Annotated in this window: 20 protein-coding genes; 13 read left to right on the top strand and 7 right to left on the bottom strand. The window is 63.1% G+C overall.

Translation table 11 applies throughout. The annotated features are described in order from the left end of the window. Positions 1-28 precede the first annotated feature (28 nt). The gene (locus DOM56_RS01450) at positions 29-1,888 is read right to left on the bottom strand and encodes an ABC transporter ATP-binding protein (protein WP_110707168.1); all 1,860 of its coding nucleotides are present in this window, start codon (positions 1,886-1,888) and stop codon (positions 29-31) included. 306 nt (positions 1,889-2,194) lie between these two features. Between DOM56_RS01450 and soxR the strand changes: the two genes are divergently transcribed. Continuing rightward, positions 2,195-2,650: a redox-sensitive transcriptional activator SoxR gene (soxR, locus tag DOM56_RS01445; protein ID WP_110707167.1), complete on the top strand. Its 456-nt coding sequence runs from the start codon at positions 2,195-2,197 to the stop codon at positions 2,648-2,650. Between the two features lie 32 nt (positions 2,651-2,682). On the opposite strand, the gene DOM56_RS01440 is transcribed toward soxR, so the two are convergent. Both DOM56_RS01440 and ribA read right to left on the bottom strand, forming a co-directional pair. After that, complete coding sequence (locus DOM56_RS01440; protein ID WP_110707166.1) at positions 2,683-3,369, bottom strand: hemolysin III family protein; 687 nt, start codon at positions 3,367-3,369, stop codon at positions 2,683-2,685. Between the two features lie 161 nt (positions 3,370-3,530). Next, the gene (gene ribA, locus DOM56_RS01435; RefSeq protein ID WP_110602060.1) at positions 3,531-4,166 is read right to left on the bottom strand and encodes a GTP cyclohydrolase II; all 636 of its coding nucleotides are present in this window, start codon (positions 4,164-4,166) and stop codon (positions 3,531-3,533) included. Positions 4,167-4,302: 136 nt separating this feature from the next. On the opposite strand from ribA, the gene hemE reads away from it, so the two are divergent. The 9 genes from hemE to DOM56_RS01390 all read left to right on the top strand — a co-directional run bounded on the left by hemE (position 4,303) and on the right by DOM56_RS01390 (position 11,790). Continuing rightward, positions 4,303-5,418: a uroporphyrinogen decarboxylase gene (gene hemE / locus DOM56_RS01430; RefSeq protein ID WP_110707165.1), complete on the top strand. Its 1,116-nt coding sequence runs from the start codon at positions 4,303-4,305 to the stop codon at positions 5,416-5,418. Next, positions 5,390-5,884, top strand: a complete 495-nt coding sequence (locus tag DOM56_RS01425; protein ID WP_157958134.1) for a DCC1-like thiol-disulfide oxidoreductase family protein — start codon at positions 5,390-5,392, stop codon at positions 5,882-5,884. Before hemE ends, DOM56_RS01425 begins: the two co-directional genes overlap by 29 nt. Continuing rightward, positions 5,881-6,282, top strand: a complete 402-nt coding sequence (locus DOM56_RS01420) for a VanZ family protein (protein ID WP_110707163.1) — start codon at positions 5,881-5,883, stop codon at positions 6,280-6,282. The genes DOM56_RS01425 and DOM56_RS01420 overlap by 4 nt, the downstream gene beginning before the upstream one ends. 290 nt (positions 6,283-6,572) lie before the next feature. Further along, entirely contained in the window at positions 6,573-7,601 is a 1,029-nt protein-coding gene (locus tag DOM56_RS01415; RefSeq protein ID WP_110707162.1) for an amino acid ABC transporter substrate-binding protein, read from the top strand. Positions 7,602-7,686: 85 nt separating this feature from the next. Next, positions 7,687-8,877, top strand: coding sequence for an amino acid ABC transporter permease (locus DOM56_RS01410; RefSeq protein WP_110707161.1), 1,191 nt, complete (start codon positions 7,687-7,689; stop codon positions 8,875-8,877). A 1-nt stretch (position 8,878) separates the two neighbouring features. Beyond that, positions 8,879-9,991 carry an amino acid ABC transporter permease gene (locus DOM56_RS01405; protein WP_110602069.1) on the top strand — a complete coding sequence of 371 codons (1,113 nt, stop codon included), beginning with the start codon at positions 8,879-8,881 and terminating at the stop codon, positions 9,989-9,991. A 64-nt stretch (positions 9,992-10,055) separates the two neighbouring features. Further along, positions 10,056-10,835 carry an amino acid ABC transporter ATP-binding protein gene (locus tag DOM56_RS01400; protein ID WP_276309666.1) on the top strand — a complete coding sequence of 260 codons (780 nt, stop codon included), beginning with the start codon at positions 10,056-10,058 and terminating at the stop codon, positions 10,833-10,835. A gap of 11 nt (positions 10,836-10,846) precedes the next feature. Next, positions 10,847-11,239 carry a Rid family detoxifying hydrolase gene (locus DOM56_RS01395; protein WP_232822126.1) on the top strand — a complete coding sequence of 131 codons (393 nt, stop codon included), beginning with the start codon at positions 10,847-10,849 and terminating at the stop codon, positions 11,237-11,239. A 134-nt stretch (positions 11,240-11,373) separates the two neighbouring features. Further along, on the top strand, positions 11,374-11,790 hold the full coding sequence (locus tag DOM56_RS01390; RefSeq protein WP_110707160.1) for a host attachment family protein: 417 nt from the start codon (positions 11,374-11,376) through the stop codon (positions 11,788-11,790). A gap of 30 nt (positions 11,791-11,820) precedes the next feature. Here the strand turns inward: DOM56_RS01390 and DOM56_RS01385 are convergent, their stop codons facing one another. Continuing rightward, positions 11,821-12,747, bottom strand: coding sequence for a LysR family transcriptional regulator (locus DOM56_RS01385; protein WP_110707159.1), 927 nt, complete (start codon positions 12,745-12,747; stop codon positions 11,821-11,823). A gap of 152 nt (positions 12,748-12,899) precedes the next feature. Here DOM56_RS01385 and DOM56_RS01380 point away from each other — a divergent pair, with 152 nt between their 5' ends. Beyond that, positions 12,900-13,676 (top strand): ferredoxin--NADP reductase, encoded by a 777-nt coding sequence (locus tag DOM56_RS01380; RefSeq protein ID WP_110602074.1) that lies wholly within the window; start codon positions 12,900-12,902, stop codon positions 13,674-13,676. A gap of 135 nt (positions 13,677-13,811) precedes the next feature. Here the strand turns inward: DOM56_RS01380 and glnK are convergent, their stop codons facing one another. The 3 genes from glnK to DOM56_RS01365 all read right to left on the bottom strand — a co-directional run bounded on the left by glnK (position 13,812) and on the right by DOM56_RS01365 (position 15,933). Continuing rightward, positions 13,812-14,150 carry a P-II family nitrogen regulator gene (gene glnK, locus DOM56_RS01375; protein WP_075568466.1) on the bottom strand — a complete coding sequence of 113 codons (339 nt, stop codon included), beginning with the start codon at positions 14,148-14,150 and terminating at the stop codon, positions 13,812-13,814. Positions 14,151-14,318: 168 nt separating this feature from the next. Next, the gene (locus tag DOM56_RS01370; RefSeq protein WP_110597807.1) at positions 14,319-15,569 is read right to left on the bottom strand and encodes an ammonium transporter; all 1,251 of its coding nucleotides are present in this window, start codon (positions 15,567-15,569) and stop codon (positions 14,319-14,321) included. 25 nt (positions 15,570-15,594) lie between these two features. Then, the gene (locus tag DOM56_RS01365) at positions 15,595-15,933 is read right to left on the bottom strand and encodes a P-II family nitrogen regulator (protein WP_110707158.1); all 339 of its coding nucleotides are present in this window, start codon (positions 15,931-15,933) and stop codon (positions 15,595-15,597) included. 267 nt (positions 15,934-16,200) lie between these two features. Here DOM56_RS01365 and DOM56_RS01360 point away from each other — a divergent pair, with 267 nt between their 5' ends. Together DOM56_RS01360 and DOM56_RS01355 are read left to right on the top strand one after the other, a co-directional pair. Then, positions 16,201-16,527 (top strand): accessory factor UbiK family protein, encoded by a 327-nt coding sequence (locus DOM56_RS01360; protein ID WP_110597806.1) that lies wholly within the window; start codon positions 16,201-16,203, stop codon positions 16,525-16,527. A 176-nt stretch (positions 16,528-16,703) separates the two neighbouring features. Continuing rightward, positions 16,704-18,224 carry a YifB family Mg chelatase-like AAA ATPase gene (locus tag DOM56_RS01355; RefSeq protein ID WP_110707157.1) on the top strand — a complete coding sequence of 507 codons (1,521 nt, stop codon included), beginning with the start codon at positions 16,704-16,706 and terminating at the stop codon, positions 18,222-18,224.

Here is an 18,224-nt window from a genome sequence, read left to right as displayed (position 1 = left end):
CGCGCCGGTTCCCACCGCGCGGCCTGGTTCAGCGAACCTCCTGCGTCGATGGCGGCGCGGCTTCCGCTTCCAGGAAGCCGCCGGACTGGCGCCGCCACAGCCGCGCGTAGAGACCGTTGTGGCGGATCAATTCGGCATGGCTGCCCTGTTCGACGATGCGCCCTTGCTCCATCACCACCAGCCGGTCCATGGCCGCGATGGTGGAGAGCCGGTGAGCGATGGCGATCACCGTCTTGCCCCGCATCAACTGGTCGAGGTTTTCCTGGATCGCCGCCTCGACATCGGAGTCCAGCGCCGAGGTAGCCTCGTCGAGGATCAGGATCGGCGCATCCTTGAGCATCACCCGGGCGATGGCGAGCCGCTGGCGCTGGCCGCCCGAGAGCTTGACCCCGCGCTCGCCGACATGCGCCTCGAACCCCTCTCGACCGTTAACGTCGCGCAGTGACTCGATGAAGTCCGAGACGTGGGCCTGCTTCGCCGCCTGCCAGGCCATCTCGTCGCTGGCGTCGGGGCGACCGTAGAGCAGGTTGTCGCGCACCGAGCGGTGCAGCAGCGAGGTGTCCTGGGTGACCATGCCGATCTTGGCGCGCAGGCTCTCCTGGGTGACCTCGGCGATATCCTGGCCGTCGATGCGGATGGCCCCGCCCTCCAACTCGTAGAAACGCAGCAGCAGGTTGACCAGGGTCGACTTGCCGGCGCCGCTCGGGCCGATCAGGCCGATCTTCTCGCCGGGCCGGATGGTCAGCGACAGGTCGTCGATCACGCCGCCACCCTTGCCGTAGTGGAAGCGGATATGGTCGAACGCGATCTCGCCGCGATCGATGGCCAGCGGCCGGGCCTCGGGTGCGTCCTCGATCTGGCGCGGCAGCGACAGCGTCGCCATGCCGTCCTGGACCGTGCCGATATTCTCGAACAGGCCCGAAACCTCCCACATGATCCACTGCGACATGCCCCACAGCCGCATCACCAGGCCCAGCGCCACGGCGACGGCACCCACGCTGATCGCTTCCCCCAGCCACAGCGCGATGGAGAGCCAGCCGACACTGAACAGCAGTAGCGCATTGAGCAGGTAGAGCATTCCGTAGAGCCCTGTCACCAGGCGCATCTGGCGGTAAACGGTGACCAGGAAACCGTGCATGCCCTCCTTGGCGAACGACGCCTCCCGCTGGGCATGGGAGAACAGCTTGACGGTCTGAATGTTGCTGTAGCTGTCGACGATGCGTCCGGTCATGCGCGAGCGGGCGTCGGCCTGGGATTTCGACACCCGGCCCATGATCGGCACGAATACCCGCAGCAGCACCAGGTAGCCGGCCAGCCAGGCCACCAGCGGCATCGCCAGGCGCCAGTCGGCATTGCCCACCAGCAGCAGCGTGCCCAGGAAATAGACGCTGACGTAGTTGAGCACGTCGAACAGCTTGATCACGCATTCGCGCACGGCCAGCGAGGTCTGCATCACCTTGGTGGCGATGCGTCCGGCGAACTCGTCCTGGTAAAAGTGCATCGACTGGCGCAGCAGGTAGCGGTGCGCCTGCCAGCGGATACGCATGGGGAAGTTGCCCATCATCGTCTGCTGCTGGAACAAAGAGTGCAGCCACACCATGCCCGGCAGCAGGATCAGCACCACGAAGGCCATGCCGGCCAGTTTCCAGCCCTGGTTGGCCAGGAACGTCTCCCGATCCTGGGCGGCAAGCCAGTCGACGATGTTGCCGAGAAAGCCGAACATCCATACCTCGATGCCAGCGATCAGTGCCATCAGCGCCGTCGCCGTCAGCAAGTAAGGCCAGGCACCACGGGTGTAGTGGAGGCAGAAGGCGACCAGGGTATCGGGGGGACGCTGAGGTTCCTGGGGCGGAAAGGGATCGAGGCGGTTTTCGAACCAGCGAAACATGGCAATCCTGGAGTCTGGTTTCATGATCGGGGCGACGACTCGCGAGCGCGGTCGTTCGGTCGCCCGGGGGCAGCCTTGATTGTACGCCGGTTCGGCTACCCTGGAGTCATCGATTGGCCCCTGCGTGGCCTGGCTTAACTGCCGGAGACGAGGGTAACCACGGCAGCTGGCGGCGGTCGAGCGTGTCGAGAACTGCCCCGGCTCGGCGGTTGAGGCGTATCGGATGGCATGGTGTCGCTCGCTTGCGAGAAGGTTGGAATCGCTGCACTCTAATTCCTCAAGCAAGCTTGAGGTCAAGCGTGGAACATGACGACGAGAGCACCGCGGAGGGGGGCGATCTCCGCCACCAAACAGGCTTTGAGCGTCGGTGATGTGGCCCGGCGAAGCGGCGTTGCGGTATCGACGCTGCACTTCTACGAGACCAAGGGGTTGATCCACAGCTGGCGCAATGCCGGCAATCAGCGGCGCTATACCCGAGACGTGCTGCGCCGTGTGGCGGTGATCAAGATCGCCCAGCGTACCGGTGTGCCGCTGACGGAAATCCGCGAGGCACTGGCAGCGCTACCCGACTCGCGCACCCCCACGGCGGCGGACTGGCGGCGGCTGTCGGAGCGCTGGCGCGCGGCCCTGGACGAACGCATCGCCCAGCTCACCCTGCTGCGCGACCAGCTCGATGGCTGTATCGGCTGCGGTTGCCTGTCGCTGTCGCAGTGTCCGTTGCGCAATCCAGGCGACGTGCTGGGCGGTAACGGGGGCGATTGATAGCGTCTGGAGCGAGATCGCCGGAGGCCAGTTCAGGTCTCGAACGGCAGCACTGCGGTGTAGACGGCCAGGAAGTGACAGACGCTGCCACCGATGACGAACAGGTGCCAGATCGCGTGATGGAACGGGATTGCCCGGATGGCGTAGAAGATCACGCCCACGGTGTAGGTGATGCCGCCAGCCACCAGCAGGGCGAGGCCGTTGGGGGATAGCTGGGCGGTGAGGCTGTCGGAGGCGATCAGGATCAGCCAGCCCATGATCAGGTAGATGAACACGCGCAGTATGTCGAATCGATGGGGCCAGATCAGACGCAGCGCGATACCGCCGAGTGCCAGGCTCCAGATGACGGCAAACAGCGCCCAGCCCATCGGCCCGCGCAGGTTGACCAGCAGGAAGGGGGTGTAGGTGCCGGCGATCAGCAGGTAGATGGCGCAGTGATCGAAGGCCTGGAAGACGCGCTTCAGGCGCTGGCCGCGAAAGCCGTGGTAGAGGGTCGAGGTGGTGTAGAGCAGCAGCAGGCAACTGCCGTAGAGCGAGACGCTGACGATCTTCCAGGGGTCGACGTGGGCGGCGACGCTGGCGAGCACGATCAATACGATCATGCCGACGAGACTCAGCGCCGCGCCGATGCCGTGGCTGATGCTGTGCAACCACTCCTCTAACCGGGAGAATTCGTCGGGTTCATGCGCGCTGGCGGACTCTGGCGGCTGATCGGACATGATTTTCGAGACCTCACTGTTCGAGGCGGCTGCCACTACGGCGGCAGAATTCGGAAAGCTGTCTCTTATGTGACTGAATCGAGACCTCGGCGTTCAGTCTGTGTGGCCATGATGACGCCAATATGACGCCGGCAGAAGTTCGCGGGTGAGGAAGCGGTCGTTCAGGCGTCGCGTTCTATATCCACGTCGCTGGCGGGCGTGAAATCGTCGAGATCCATCATGTGGTCGAGCTTGCCGACCTTGGTGGTCAGGTAGTGCTCGTTGAACGGGTTGCGACCGGTGGTGATCGGCAGGCGCTCGTGGATCTCGACGCCATCCTGGCTCAGCGCCTCGACCTTGCGCGGGTTGTTGGTCATCAGCCGCAGCGACCGAATGCCCAGATGTTCCAGCATCGGCACACAGATATCGTAGCGGCGCTGGTCGGCACCGAAACCCAGGCGCTCATTGGCTTCGACGGTGTCGGCGCCATCGTCCTGCAGCGCATAGGCACGGATCTTGTTGAGCAGGCCGATGCCGCGGCCTTCCTGACGCAGGTAGAGCAGGGCGCCGCGCCCCTCGTCGGCGATCCGCTTGAGCGCTTCCTGAAGCTGATAGCCGCAGTCGCAGCGCATCGAGAACAGGGCATCGCCGGTCAGGCATTCGGAGTGCACCCGCGCGAGCACCGGTTCCGACGTGGTGACGTCGCCAAGGGTGAGCACGACGTGCTCCTTGCCGGTGGCCTCTTCCTGGAAGCCGTGCAGCATGAACGTCGCCCAGGGAGTGGGTAGTTGCGATGCGGCGATGAAGCGGATCGTCACGATGACCTCGCGGTAGGAGGGGCTCCGGCGTCGAATGCTGGCCGAGAGCGCCGGACAATTAAAAAGGGCGGCATTATAACAGGCCTGGCGGCCGATCCGTTACAATGCCGGCAAATCTCGAACGCAAAAGGCTGTCATGACTCTGTCCCGTGATTCCCAGTCGCAGGCGCTTTCCGACGCTGTCCAGCCGCCGGCGCTGCATAACGACCGCCTGCTGCGGGCGTTGGCCCGCCAGCCGGTGGACCGCACGCCGGTCTGGATGATGCGACAGGCGGGCCGTTATCTGCCGGAGTATCGTCAGACCCGGGCCCACGCCGGCAGTTTCATGGATCTGTGTCGCAACGCCGAACTGGCCTGCGAGGTAACGCTGCAGCCGCTCGAGCGTTATCCGCTGGATGCCGCCATTCTGTTCTCGGATATCCTGACCATTCCGGACGCCATGGGTCTCGGGCTCTATTTCGAGACAGGTGAAGGCCCCAAGTTCCGCAAGACGGTGCGCTCCGCCGCCGAGGTGGCCGCGCTGAGCGCGCCGAACGCCGAGCGCGATCTCGACTACGTGATGAACGCCGTCTCCACGATCCGTCGCGAGCTCGGTGGCCGGGTGCCGCTTATCGGCTTTTCCGGTAGCCCGTGGACGCTGGCGACCTATATGGTCGAAGGCGGCTCGAGCAAGGATTTCCGCCACCTCAAGGCGATGCTCTACGGCGACCCCGACACCCTTCATGCGTTGCTCGGCGTACTCGCCACCGCGGTCACCGACTACCTGAATGCCCAGATTCGCGCCGGCGCCCAGGTGGTGCAGATCTTCGACACCTGGGGCGGGTCATTGTCGACGCCGGCCTATCGCGAGTTCTCCCTGGCCTACATGCAGCGCATCGTCGATGGCCTGATTCGCGAGCACGACGGCCGCCGGGTGCCGGTGATCCTGTTTACCAAGAACGGCGGGCAGTGGCTCGAGTCGATCGCCGACAGCGGCTGCGACGCGGTGGGCCTGGACTGGACCACCGAGCTGAGCGACGCCCGTCGGCGCGTCGGCGAACGGGTGGCGCTGCAGGGCAATCTCGACCCCAACGTGCTGTTTGCGCCGCCGTCGCGGATCCGCGAGGAGGTTGCCCGCATCCTCGAAAGTTTCGGCCCGGGCGAAGGTCATGTCTTCAACCTGGGACACGGCATCAGTCAGTTCACCGATCCGGATCACGTCACGGCGTTCATGGATGCCCTGCATGAGCTCAGCCCCGCCTATCATCGATGAGTCCGCTGGCGGCGAGGCCGGCAATGGCCTGCTGCTGTTCGATGCCGACTGCCCGTTCTGCCGGCGTTCGGTTCGCTGGCTGCTGGCCCGCGAAAGGCCGGACAGCCGGCTGCGCATCGCGGGGCTGGAGGGCTCGGTCTCGCATCGGCTCGGTGAGCATTTCGGCATCGATTTCGCGCGTTCAGACAGCATCTGGTGTTTCGCCGACGGCGAACCCCGCCGTAACAGCGATGCCGTCTGGCGCCTGGCCGCCCGGCTGCGGGGTGGTTGGCAGCGACTCGAGTGGTTGCGCTGGATCCCGCGTCCTCTGCGCGATGGCGGCTACCGTCTCGTCGGCAACCACCGGCATCGACTCTCGTCGCTTGGTGCCGCGCGTCTCGAGGATCATCCACGCTGGGTGAATCATCTTTCTGCCGGGCTCTGCCATCGCTGCGGGCTGCCTGGCGAACTGGCGGACGAGCCATGAAAGCCGGCCGCCGCCGAGAGTGGGACGACGCTGGGCCATCGCGCTGGCCAAGAGTGGCCGCGGTGGTGGCGACGCTGGTCTGGGCGGCGGGGATCGCCTGGGGAAGCTTGAGTCCCGCTCAAGAGTTGCCGCAGCACCTGCCCTGGGACAAGTTCAACCACTTCATCGCCTACGCCGGCCTGGCGCTAGGGCTGCGTCTCTCCGGGTGCCGCTGGCTGTCGGCCTGGCTGGCGGCGGTGACATTCAGTATCGCCATCGAATACCTGCAGCTCTACGTGCCGGGGCGTCAAGGCGGTGACTGGGACGATATTCTCGCCAATGCGCTCGGCGCCAGCGTCGCCCTGGGCGTGTCATCGATCGGATCGCGGTACCGTCGCGGTCGCGGAATTCAACGTTAGTCGAATCAAGCACCAGGGTTTCCCGGCGGGCATGGGTCCGGGAAGGATCTTCAGCGCGGGCACCACCATGGTGCAGGTGTGTTATTTAGGCACTGTTTTGAAACAATTTGTTGTCATTTCGGCGACCCGGGCGGTCCGCCGGACTCGATGTGGGCAGGATCGTCGAGGCTAGGGTAGCGTTGAAACAGGGTTTTACGGCCCTCGGCGCGAAAGTGGAACGAACTTTGCTAATTTCATCTGGGCATGTTCCGGCATGCACTCAAATGATAATGCGAGGGAGTTGATTCCATATGCGCCACAAGAACAAAAGCCTGATCGTACTGCCAGCCGCCATGCTTGCCGCGGCTGCCGTCACCCAAGTTCAGGCTGCCACTCTGGATGATGTCAAAAGCAGCGGCGAGTTCACCTGTGGTGTCAGCACGGGGCTGACCGGGTTCTCGTCTCCCGATGAAAATGGCAAATGGACCGGTATCGACGTTGAAGTCTGCCGTGCCGTTGGCGCGGCCGTCCTGGGCGACCCGGAAGCCGTTGTTTTCTCCCCGCTGACCGCCAAGGAGCGTTTCACCGCGCTGCAGTCCGGTGAAGTCGACGTGCTGTCCCGCAATACGACCTGGACCGCCACCCGCGACAACTCGCTGGGGCTGAACTTCACCGGGGTCAACTTCTATGACGGCCAGGGTTTCCTGGTGCGCAAGGATCTCGGCGTCAAGAGCGCCAAAGAGCTGGATGGCGCTTCCATCTGCGTGCAGGCCGGTACCACCACCGAACTCAACATGGCCGACTACTTCAAGGCCAACGACATGCAGTTCCAGCAGGTCGCCTTCGATACCTCCGACCAGACCGCCCAGGGCTTCGACAGCGGCCGCTGCGACGTGCTGACCTCCGACTCCTCGCAGCTGGCCGCACTGCGTCTGCAGCTGGCGGATCCGGACGGTGTCGTGATTCTGCCGGAACGGATCTCCAAGGAGCCGCTGGGCCCGGTCGTGCGTCAGGGCGACGATCAGTGGTTCAACATCGTCAAGTGGACGTTGTTCGCCATGCTCGACGCCGAAGAGCTCGGCATCACCAGCGAGAACGTCGACGAAATGCGCGACACCCCGCCGAATCCGGACGTCGCCCGCCTGCTGGGCAAGGACGGCAACTTCGGCGAGCAGATGGGCATCAGCAACGACTGGGCCTACAACATCGTCAAGATGGTGGGCAACTACGGTGAGGTGTTCGACCGCACCGTGGGCGCCGACTCGCCGATGGGACTCGAACGCGGCATCAACGCACTGTGGAACGACGGCGGCATCCAGTACGCACCGCCGGTTCGCTAAGCGTTACCTCGTGCTCTCGACACCGCGCCCCTTCGGTCTGAGCGCCGGGGCGCGGTGCCTCTCCACGCTCGAGTAGAGACAACTCATGCTGCGTCCATCCACTACCTTACCGCGACGGGGGCACGGGCCCTTGTGGCGGAACCCCGCCATACGCGCCCTGATCGTTCAGGCCGTGCTGTTTCTGGTACTGGCGGCTTTCATCGGTTATCTGGTTCACAATACGCTGCTCAACCTGGAAGCCCGCGGTATTCATACCGGTTTCGGCTTTCTGGAGGGGCGAGCCGGCTTCTCGATTCCACAGACGCTGATCGAGTACACCAGCGACAGTACCTATGGCAGAACCTTCGTCATCGGCTTGCTCAATACGCTGCTGGTGTCGGCGCTGGGTATCGTCGCCGCCACGATCATCGGGTTTCTGGTCGGGATCGCGCGCCTGTCGCCGAACTGGCTGCTGGCGCGCCTGGCGACGATCTACGTCGAAACCTTCCGCAATATCCCGCTGCTGGTTCAGATCCTGTTCTGGTACTACGCCGTACTGCGGGCCCTCCCGTCGCCACGACAGAGTCTGTCGCTGTTCGACGCCTTCTTTTTCAACGTGCGGGGCATGGTGATGCCCGACCCGCAGCCGCTGGATGGCTTTGCCGCCACGCCCTGGGCACTGCTGGTTGCCGTCGTCGTCACGATCCTGTTCGGCGTGTTCGCCAAGCGTCGCCAGGCGAGCACGGGCAAGTCGCTTCCCGTCTACTGGATCGGCCTGACGGTCATCGTCGGCCTGCCGCTGATCGTCTTCCTGGCTACCGGGTCACCGCTCGAGTGGACGCTGCCGGAAATGGCGGGCTTCAACTTCCGCGGCGGTATCAACATTCTGCCGGAACTGCTGGCGCTGTGGCTGGCGCTGTCGATCTACACGGCGGCGTTCATCGCCGAGATCGTGCGCTCGGGCATTCTGTCGGTCTCTCACGGTCAGACGGAAGCCGCGCGCTCGCTGAGCCTGCCGGAGGCGATCACGCTGCGCAAGGTCGTCATTCCTCAGGCGATGCGCGTGATCATCCCGCAGATGACCAGCCAGTATCTCAATCTGATCAAGAACTCGTCACTGGCGACCGCCATCGGCTATCCCGATCTCGTCGCGGTATTCGCCGGTACCACGCTGAACCAGACCGGGCAGGCGATCGAGATCATCGCCATGACCATGGCGGTCTATCTGGTCATCAGCCTGACGGTCTCGTTTTTGATGAATCTTTATAACGCGCGCACGCTGCTGAAGGAGCGTTGAGATGACGACTGACTCTACCTTCCGCACTGAAATGATCGAAGCGCGTGATGCGCCTGACCAGCGCCGGGGTGTGATCGGCTGGTTTCGAGCCAATCTGTTCAACGGCCCTATCAACAGTATCGTCTCGATCGTCGTCATCTACCTGCTGGCACGACTGATCTGGCCGTTCCTCGAATGGGCGGTGATCGACGCTGACTGGATCGGTACCACGCGGGACGCTTGTACCGGCCAGGGCGCCTGCTGGGTGTTCATCTCGGCGCGCTTCGAATCCATCATCTACGGCTTCTATCCGGAAGCCGCGCGCTGGCGCGTCGACATCGTGTTCGCGCTGCTGGCGATCCTGGTCGCCTGGCTGGCGGTCCCCAAGCTTCCCTACAAGAAGTGGGTGGCGCTGTTTGCGCTTATCGGTCTGCCGATCATCGCCTACTTCCTGCTGGTGGGGGGCTCGTTCGGGCTCGAGTACGTGCCGACGCGCGCCTGGGGTGGCCTGATGCTGACGCTGACGATCGCCGTGCTGGGCATCGTCGGTTCTCTACCGCTGGGGATCATTCTGGCCCTCGGTCGACGCTCCAAGATGCCGTTCGTCAAAGGCATCTGCGTGATCTTCATCGAGTTCTGGCGCGGCGTTCCGTTGATCACGGTACTCTTCATGGCCTCGGTCATGCTGCCCCTGTTCGTGCCCGGGAATCTTGATTTCGACAAGCTGCTGCGTGCACTGATCGGGATCATGTTCTTCTGGAGCGCCTACATGGCGGAGGTGATCCGCAGCGGCCTTCAGGCGATCGGCAAGGGGCAGACGGAAGCGGGCCAGGCGCTGGGTCTGAACTACTGGCAGAGAACCGGCCTGATCGTACTGCCGCAGGCACTCAAGCTGGTGATCCCGGGAATCGTCAACACCTTTATCGCGCTGTTCAAGGATACGTCGCTGGTGCTGATCATCGGCCTTTTCGATCTGCTGGCGATCATTCGTGCCGGCCTCACCGACTCCAACTGGCTGGGCTTTTCCACGGAAGGCTATGTCTTTGCGGCGGCCGTCTACTGGATATTCTGCTTCAGCATGTCCCGCTACAGCCTGTACATCGAGCGACGTCTGAACACCGGACATAAACGGTGAGTGCGACCAGCGACTGCGCCTTCACGCACTCCCATAACAAGATTGTCATCAGGAAATCATTGCCATGAGCGAAGCGACAGCGTCTCAGACAACCGCGTCCGGCAGCGACCGACCGATGATCGAAATCGATCATCTCAACAAGTGGTACGGCAGTTTCCATGTGCTGCGCGACATCAACCTGACCGTGACCAAGGGCGAGCGGATCGTCATCTGCGGCCCTTCCGGCTCGGGCAAGTCGACGATGATCCGCTGCATCAATCACCTCGAGGAGCACCAACAGGGCTCTATCGTGGTCAACGGCGTACCGATGACCAACGACGTCAAGCGGATCGAGCAGATCCGCCGCAACGTCGGCATGGTCTTCCAGCACTTCAATCTGTTCCCGCACCTGACCGTGCTCGAGAACTGCTGCCTATCTCAGATCTGGGTACAGAAGAAGCCGCGTGCCGAGGCAGAGAAGACCGCGATGGAATATCTGGAGCGGGTTCAGATCGCCAATCAGGCGCTGAAATATCCCGGCCAGCTCTCGGGGGGGCAGCAGCAGCGCGTGGCGATCGCCCGGGCGCTCTGCATGCGCCCGGAGGTGATGCTGTTCGACGAGCCGACTTCGGCGCTCGATCCGGAGATGATCAAGGAAGTACTCGACGTCATGATCGAGCTTGCCCACGAAGGCATGACGATGCTCTGCGTCACCCATGAGATGGGCTTCGCCAAGACCGTCGCCGACCGGGTGATCTTCATGGACCAGGGGCAGATCATCGAAGAGGCGCCGCCGCACGAGTTCTTCAACAACCCGCGCTCCGAGCGAACCCAGCTGTTCCTGAGCCAGATTCTGGGGCATTGAGGATAGACCAGATGGGTATCGAAAAACTTTTCGTCAGCGGCGCCCCGCAGCCGATCGCACCGTTCTCCCACGCCTGCAAGGTGGGGGAGCTGGTCTTCATCACCGGCCAGATGCCGACGGTGCCGGAGACCAATGAGATGCTGCTGGGCACGTTCACCGAGCAGACGCACCGGGTGATGCAGAATCTGGCGATCGTCCTCGAAGCCGCCGGCACCAGCTTCGAGCATGTGGTCCAGAGCCGTGTCTTCATCACCAACATGGGGCACTTCGAGGAGGTGAACGGTGTCTACGCCAGCTATTTTGTGGACCCGCTGCCAACGCGAACCTGCATCGGTGTCACCGGCCTCGCCGGCGGTGCCGATGTCGAGGTGGACATGATTGCCTGGATTCCGCATGTGGAATGATCGACCGACGTTCGGTCTTTGCGACTTCGCCCTGCACCTGCGGGGCGAAGTCGTTTCTGCAGGACTGAAGGTTGAGCGATGAAGGAATCTCTACCAAGCTTGGATCACGATCCACGGAACAGGAGAGCGTGATCATGGACAAGACCTTCGTTGTTGCCGCCGACGCATCCCGCGCGCGTATCTTCGCCCTAGAGGCTCGGGTACTGCGTGAAATCGAGACACTGACGCATCCGGAGTCCCGGCTGCATACGGGGGATCTGCGCACGGGAGGCGAGGGGTCGGCCACTTCCGGGCCCAGTCAGCGTCAAACCGGCAACGACAATGCCACGTCAGAGAAGCAGGCGATGTTTTTCGCCAAGGAGGTAGCCGGCTACCTGCGCACAGCGAGAACCCAGGGCAAGGCCGACAAGTTCGTGCTGATTGCCGCGCCGCAGTTCCTGGGCCATCTGCGCGAAAAACTCGACAAGCCAACGCTCGACTGCGTGGTCCAGACGCTCGACAAGGACCTCTCGAAAGCCAACGAGGACGAAATCATCAGCAAGCTCGATTGATCCTCGACCGGGGCCGACGATGACTCTCTGTCAGGGGATCGTCGGCAGGTCGATCTCGTCGCTGCGCTGAATGCCGGTTGTCATCTCGCGACACAGGCGCAGGAACTCGCGCATGCCGGTCGTCAAGTATTTCTGACGATGCCAGATGAAGGCGAAGCGGCGGGAAAGATCCAGCTCCGGTGTCGCGATCGGCACCAGGCTGCCGCGTCGGAAAGCGTCTCTCAACGCCAGGCGAGAGACGCAGCCGATGCCGAGACCGGACTCCACGGCGCGCTTGATCCCTTCGGTATGCTCCAGTTCGAGCAGAATATTGAAACGCCCTCGCCGGTGACGCATGGCATGTTCCAGCGTCCGACGCGTGCCTGAGCCCACTTCGCGCATGATCCACGCCTCGCGCAGCAGCCGTTCGACATCGGCGCTTCCAGCCTCGGCCAGAGGGTGGCGTGGCGAGCAGAACACGGTCAGGTCGTCTTCGATCCAGGGTTGGATGACGATATCGTCGTGTTGGCAGTCACCCTCGATCAGGCCCAGGTCCAGCTCATGCAGCGCGATGCGCTCGACGATGGAGGCGGTGTTGCGGACGTGCAGCCGAACCCGGCTCTCCGGGTAGCGCTGCATGAAATCGCTGATCAACAGTGTCGCCAAGTAATTGCCGATCGTCAGCGTCGCGCCCACCTCCAGCGAGCTGATACCGCTCTGGCCCTGCAGCAGTTCCTCGATCTCCTCGCCGCGATCCAGTAGCGCGACCGCCTTGGGCAGCAGTTGAAAGCCCAGCGCATTCAGCTTGAGGCGCTTGCCGAGCCGATCCAGCAGTTGGCAGTCGAACTGTCTTTCCAGTTCCGCCAGCGCGGTACTCGTTGCCGACTGCGACATCGACAGAGTCTGCGCGGCCCGAGATACGCTCTGGTGCTGGGCAATCGCCACGAAAACCTCGAGTTGTCGCAGGGTGTAGCGCATGAGTCGCGTCTCTTATCGATTTTATGGATATAGGATATCCAAATAATCCACTTAACAGAATACCTACGCTTTCTTATAGTCGTCACATCTACTCGGCATCCCGTTTATGCCTTTTCGCTATTATCGATTGTCGTCATCGCAAGGAGCCGGTCATGAGCAAGTTTGCGCTGGAAGAAGTCTTGAGCGTTCACCACTGGAACGACACCCTGTTCAGCTTCCGGACCACGCGTGAGCGCAGCCTGCGCTTCAAGAACGGGCAGTTCGTGATGATTGGCCTGGAAGTGAACGGCAAGCCGTTGGTGCGTGCCTACTCCGTCGCCAGCCCCAATTACGAAGACCACCTGGAGTTCTTCAGCATCAAGGTCCAGGACGGTCCGCTGACGTCGCGCCTGCAGCATCTCAAGGTCGGCGACCAGATCATGGTCAGCCGCAAGCCCACGGGTACGCTGGTCTGCGACGATCTGTTGCCGGGACGCAACCTCTACATGCTCTCCACCGGCACTGGCCTGGCGCCGTTCATGAGCCTGATCCAGGATCCCGAGGTTTACGAGCGTTACGAGAAGGTCGTGCTGATCCACGGCGTGCGTACCGTCAGCGAACTGGCCTATGCGGACTTCATCTCCAAGGAGCTGCCGGCACACGAGTACCTGGGCGACGAGATTCGCGACAAGCTGGTCTACTACCCGACGGTGACCCGCGAGGAATTTCATACCATGGGCCGTCTGACCGACCATATCCGCAGTGGCAAGCTGGTCGAGGATACCGGCCTGCCGCCGCTGGATCCGAAACAGGACCGGGCCATGATCTGCGGCAGCCCGGCGATGCTCGAGGAGACCAGCGAGCTGCTCGACGAACTCGGGTTTGCCATCTCGCCGCGCATGGGCGAGCCGGGCGACTACGTCATCGAGCGGGCGTTCGTCGAGAAGTAAGCTCGAAGCGCAAAGCTTGAAGATCGCCGCTCAGCGGCTGTAAGTAAAAGAAACCCCGTCAGGTGACATTTCCGCCTGACGGGGTTTCTCTCGTCTGGATTCAGCAACCGCGGCTTTGCCGCTGCCCGGCGTGGATCAAACGGCGTCCTTACCGGTTTCACCAGTACGAATGCGAATGACCTGCTCCAGCGGCGAGACGAAGATCTTGCCGTCGCCGATCTTGCCGGTATTGGCCACCTTGGTGATGGCATCGATTACCTGGTCGCTCATGCCGTCGTCGACGGCGACTTCCAGCTTGATCTTGGGAAGGAAGTCGACCACGTATTCGGCGCCACGGTAGAGCTCGGTGTGGCCCTTCTGGCGACCGAAGCCCTTGACCTCGGTCACGGTGACGCCCTGCACGCCGATCTCGGACAGAGACTCACGCACGTCGTCCAGCTTGAACGGTTTGATAATGGCGGTAACCAGTTTCATGGAAGTTCTCCTCACGTGCGATAGACGGATGATGTGCGCTCAACGCTTCGAGTGGCCGTTCGAATGCCCGACGACTAGTAGTTTAAGCATACACCGCCGATCGCGGGAATTAAAAAAGGCCCCCCGAAGGGGGCCAGGGGAGCACGCCAGCTCACTCGGTGTGTCGGCTTACTTCTTGCCGACGTTGAATTCAGGATAGGCTTCCATACCGCATTCCGCGATATCGACGCCTTCATATTCTTCTTCTTCGGAGACCCGGATACCCATCACGGCCTTGATGATGCCCCACACCACCAGGCTGGCGATGAAGGTCCAGGCGAAGATGGTCGCGATCCCCAGGAGCTGAGCGCCGAACGTGGCGTCGCCGTTGGATAGCGGTACGGCGAGCAGGCCCCAGATGCCGACGACGCCATGGACCGAGATCGCGCCGACCGGGTCATCGATTTTCACCTTGTCGAGCGTCACGATGGCGATGACCACCAGCAGACCACCGACAGCACCGATCAGCGTTGCGCCAAGGGCAGTGGGGGCCAGCGGTTCGGCGGTGATGGCGACCAGGCCGGCCAGCGCGCCATTCAGCGCCATGGTCAGGTCCGCTTTGCGGAACCACAGCTTGGCCAGGATGATCGCGGCAATGACGCCGCCGGCAGCCGCCGCGTTGGTGTTGACGAAGACCTGAGCAACGGCGTTGGCTTCATCGACATTGGATACCATCAGTTCGGAGCCGCCGTTGAAGCCGAACCAGCCCAGCCACAGGATGAAGGTGCCGAGCGTTGCCAGCGGCAGGTTGGAGCCAGGGATCGCGTAGATGGCGCCGTTCTTGCCGTACTTGCCCTTGCGAGCGCCCAGCAGCAGCACACCGGCGAACGCGGCCGTGGCACCACAGAGGTGGACCACGCCAGAGCCGGCGAAATCCTGGAAACCGGCCGCGTCGAGGAAGCCGCCACCCCATTTCCAGTAGCCCTGAATTGGATAGATGAAGCCGGTCATGACGACTGCGAAGAGCATGAATGCCCACAGTTTCATGCGCTCGGCGACGGCGCCGGAGACGATCGACATTGCCGTGGCAACGAAGACGACCTGGAAGAAGAAGTCGGAGCGTGCGGAGTAGTAGACGTCGCCGCCGCTGGACATCACGTCGTCGACGCTGTTTTCTGCGCCGATCAGGAAGCCGAGGTTGGGCAGGAAGCCACCGCTCTCGCTGGAATACATGATGTGATAGCCCACCAGCAGGTACATGGTGCAGGCAATGGCGTAGAGAACGACGTTCTTGGTCAGGATCTCGGTGGTATTCTTGGCGCGGACCAGTCCCGCCTCGAGCATGGCGAACCCTGCCGCCATCCACATCACCAGGGCGCCCGTCACCAGAAAGTAGAAGGTGTCGAGTGCGTAGGAAAGTTGAACTACTTGATCATTCATTCTTTTGTCTCCTCGTTCCGCGCCGTCAAACGGCGTCGGCCCCGCGTTCCCCGGTACGAATCCGGATCACATCTTCGAGTGGCGTGACGAATAGTTTGCCGTCGCCGATCTTGCCGCTGTTGGCGGCATTGCGGATCGAGTCCAGCACACCATCGACACGATCGTCTTCGACAGCGATCTCGACTTTCACCTTCGGCAGGAAATCGACGACATACTCCGCGCCGCGGTAAAGCTCTGTGTGGCCTTTTTGACGACCGAACCCTTTTACCTCAGTGACGGTGATGCCTTGCACGCCGTTATCGGCCAGCGCTTCGCGCACATCGTCGAGCTTGAAGGGTTTAATGATGGCGGTGATGAGTTTCATCCCTTGTCTCTCCCGTAATCGGCTTGCGCCTTCAGGTGATAGGCAGGACACATGCCATTTGCCGGTGAGGGCAAAAGAATCAATAAGTTGTCGGTGGTCTCGAGTGCGGCCGCTAGCGATGCGTCGCCGCCGAGGCTGGTGGTTGCACCAGAATCACGCAGGCCGGTTTTGTGGCTGCACCTTTTGTGCGCAGGCGTAAAGCCGGGAGTTTGCGTAGACTTGAGTGACGGGTCATCGAAGACATCGGGAAATCAAGGAGACAATTTCATGTCGGCACAGGATCGGTTCGAGCGTCTGACCAGGCAGCTGAGTGACAAGCTTCATGGTGCCTCCCAGGCGCCGGGTGACATCCAGCGCAATGTGCAGGGCGTATTGCGGGGCGCCATGGAGCGTATGGAGATCGTTTCCCGGGAAGATTTCGACATCATGATGGAAGTGCTTCAGCGCACGCGTGAGCGTGTAGAGGCGCTGGAGGAGCAGGTGGCGGCGCTGGAGAACACCCTGCAGAGCGAGCAGGCGGCCCAGCCCCGTGTAGAGCCCAGCACTCCGCCGGGCGACGACACCGATGGCAGCGCCCACGGAACCAAACCCTGACCACGCCGGGGCCGATTCCAGTTGATCCGTGTCGCCGCCGGGCATCCTCGCCCGGCTGGTGGCGGCGATCGAGTTGCGATATCACGTAACATTATGTAGTTGTAGGGCCATGAAGGATGTCGCCCCGGCATCCCCTGGCCTGCGGCGACTGCCCAGGTGCCGACCTGGGAGCTCCCATGACGCTTGCCATCGTGCGCGCCCGCGCCAGCCTCGGACTCGAGGCCCCCGAAGTGCTGATCGAGGTTCATCTGAGTAACGGTTTGCCAGGGTTGACGCTGGTGGGCCTGCCCGAGGCCGCGGTCAAGGAGAGTCGCGAACGGGTTCGCAGCGCGCTCATCAACGCCGGCTTCGAGTTTCCTTCACGTCGCATCACGCTCAACCTGGCGCCTGCCGACCTGCCCAAGGATGGCGGTCGCTTCGATCTCCCCATTGCGCTGGGCATTCTGATGGCGTCCGGCCAGGTTCCCGTCGAGGCGGCCGAACGGCTCGAAGTCGTCGGCGAGCTGGCGCTGGACGGTGCGCTGCGGCCGGTCACGGGCGCACTCCCGACGGCACTTGCCGCGCGGCGCGCAGGCCGGGGGCTTGTCGTTCCGCTTGCCAATGCCGATGAAGCGGCGTTGGCCGAGGGGTGCGAGGTGTTCGCGGCGGGGCATCTTCTCGAGGTTGTGAGCCATTTACTCGGTCGCGAGAAACTCGTTGCGCACCAATTTGGCGCGCCCGTCAACGCTGAGCTGCCCCAGCCGGACATGGCAGATGTCAAAGGGCAGCATCAGGCGCGCCGGGCATTGGAGGTCGCAGCGGCGGGTGGTCACAACCTGTTGCTGGCGGGTCCGCCAGGCACGGGCAAGACCATGCTGGCCAGTCGCCTGGCAGGCATTCTGCCACCGCTGACACAGGATGAGTCGCTCGAGGTGGCGGCGGTGCGGTCGGTGTGCGGGCTGCCGATCATGGAACGCTGGGGGCAGAGGCCGTTTCGCAATCCGCACCACACCTCGAGCAGCGTGGCGCTGGTGGGCGGCGGCTCGCGGCCGCGGCCCGGCGAGATCTCGCTCGCGCACCAAGGCGTGCTGTTTCTGGATGAACTGCCGGAGTTCGACCGCCACGTGCTGGAAGTGCTGCGGGAGCCGATGGAGTCGGCGCAGATCCTGATCTCGCGTGCCAATCATCAGCGCCGTTTCCCGGCCCGCTTTCAGCTCGTCGCGGCGATGAACCCTTGCCCGTGTGGCCATCTCGGCGACCCGCGCCAACGCTGCCACTGCAGCCCCGCCCAGATCCAGCGCTACCAGTCGCGGCTGTCTGGACCGCTGCTGGACCGGATCGACCTGCAGGTCGAGGTGCCGGCGTTGCCGGCCACCCAACTGACCGACCAAACGGCCGGTGAGTCTTCCGCCAGCGTGAGGGAGCGGGTTCTCGCCGCCCGCCGGCGCCAGCAAGCGCGGGGCTATCTCAACGCCCATCTGCCCGGCCCCGAGCTGGAAGCCGCCTGCGCCTTGTCCTCGGATGAGCGGCAGTGGTTCGCCAGCGTGCTGGATCGGCTCAATCTCTCCGCGCGGGCCTATCACCGTGTATTACGGGTGGCGCTGACTCTGGCCGATCTCGGCGGTGAAGCGCGGGTCGGCAAGGCGCAACTGATGGAGGCGATCGGCTATCGCCAGCTGGACCGCATGCTCAAGGCCAACGATCCCATGCGGGCGTGA

The sequence above is a fragment of the Salinicola sp. CR57 genome (genome assembly GCF_003206585.1).
GTDB lineage: Bacteria > Pseudomonadota > Gammaproteobacteria > Pseudomonadales > Halomonadaceae > Salinicola > Salinicola lusitanus.
Note: the sequence above shows the minus strand (reverse complement) of the source record. Positions and strands in the feature narration are given on the sequence as shown.

Excerpts from the sequence above, each read along its gene's own strand:
- DOM56_RS01450 (WP_110707168.1), bottom strand. The coding sequence starts at position 1,888 with ATGTTTCGCTGGTTCGAAAACCGCCTCGATCCCTTTCCGCCCCAGGAA.
- soxR (WP_110707167.1), top strand. The coding sequence starts at position 2,195 with ATGACGACGAGAGCACCGCGGAGGGGGGCGATCTCCGCCACCAAACAG.
- DOM56_RS01440 (WP_110707166.1), bottom strand. The coding sequence starts at position 3,369 with ATGTCCGATCAGCCGCCAGAGTCCGCCAGCGCGCATGAACCCGACGAA.
- hemE (WP_110707165.1), top strand. The coding sequence starts at position 4,303 with ATGACTCTGTCCCGTGATTCCCAGTCGCAGGCGCTTTCCGACGCTGTC.
- DOM56_RS01425 (WP_157958134.1), top strand. The coding sequence starts at position 5,390 with ATGAGCTCAGCCCCGCCTATCATCGATGAGTCCGCTGGCGGCGAGGCC.
- DOM56_RS01420 (WP_110707163.1), top strand. The coding sequence starts at position 5,881 with ATGAAAGCCGGCCGCCGCCGAGAGTGGGACGACGCTGGGCCATCGCGC.
- DOM56_RS01415 (WP_110707162.1), top strand. The coding sequence starts at position 6,573 with ATGCGCCACAAGAACAAAAGCCTGATCGTACTGCCAGCCGCCATGCTT.
- DOM56_RS01410 (WP_110707161.1), top strand. The coding sequence starts at position 7,687 with ATGCTGCGTCCATCCACTACCTTACCGCGACGGGGGCACGGGCCCTTG.
- DOM56_RS01405 (WP_110602069.1), top strand. The coding sequence starts at position 8,879 with ATGACGACTGACTCTACCTTCCGCACTGAAATGATCGAAGCGCGTGAT.
- DOM56_RS01400 (WP_276309666.1), top strand. The coding sequence starts at position 10,056 with ATGAGCGAAGCGACAGCGTCTCAGACAACCGCGTCCGGCAGCGACCGA.
- DOM56_RS01395 (WP_232822126.1), top strand. The coding sequence starts at position 10,847 with ATGGGTATCGAAAAACTTTTCGTCAGCGGCGCCCCGCAGCCGATCGCA.
- DOM56_RS01390 (WP_110707160.1), top strand. The coding sequence starts at position 11,374 with ATGGACAAGACCTTCGTTGTTGCCGCCGACGCATCCCGCGCGCGTATC.
- DOM56_RS01385 (WP_110707159.1), bottom strand. The coding sequence starts at position 12,747 with ATGCGCTACACCCTGCGACAACTCGAGGTTTTCGTGGCGATTGCCCAG.
- DOM56_RS01380 (WP_110602074.1), top strand. The coding sequence starts at position 12,900 with ATGAGCAAGTTTGCGCTGGAAGAAGTCTTGAGCGTTCACCACTGGAAC.
- glnK (WP_075568466.1), bottom strand. The coding sequence starts at position 14,150 with ATGAAACTGGTTACCGCCATTATCAAACCGTTCAAGCTGGACGACGTG.
- DOM56_RS01370 (WP_110597807.1), bottom strand. The coding sequence starts at position 15,569 with ATGAATGATCAAGTAGTTCAACTTTCCTACGCACTCGACACCTTCTAC.
- DOM56_RS01365 (WP_110707158.1), bottom strand. The coding sequence starts at position 15,933 with ATGAAACTCATCACCGCCATCATTAAACCCTTCAAGCTCGACGATGTG.
- DOM56_RS01360 (WP_110597806.1), top strand. The coding sequence starts at position 16,201 with ATGTCGGCACAGGATCGGTTCGAGCGTCTGACCAGGCAGCTGAGTGAC.
- DOM56_RS01355 (WP_110707157.1), top strand. The coding sequence starts at position 16,704 with ATGACGCTTGCCATCGTGCGCGCCCGCGCCAGCCTCGGACTCGAGGCC.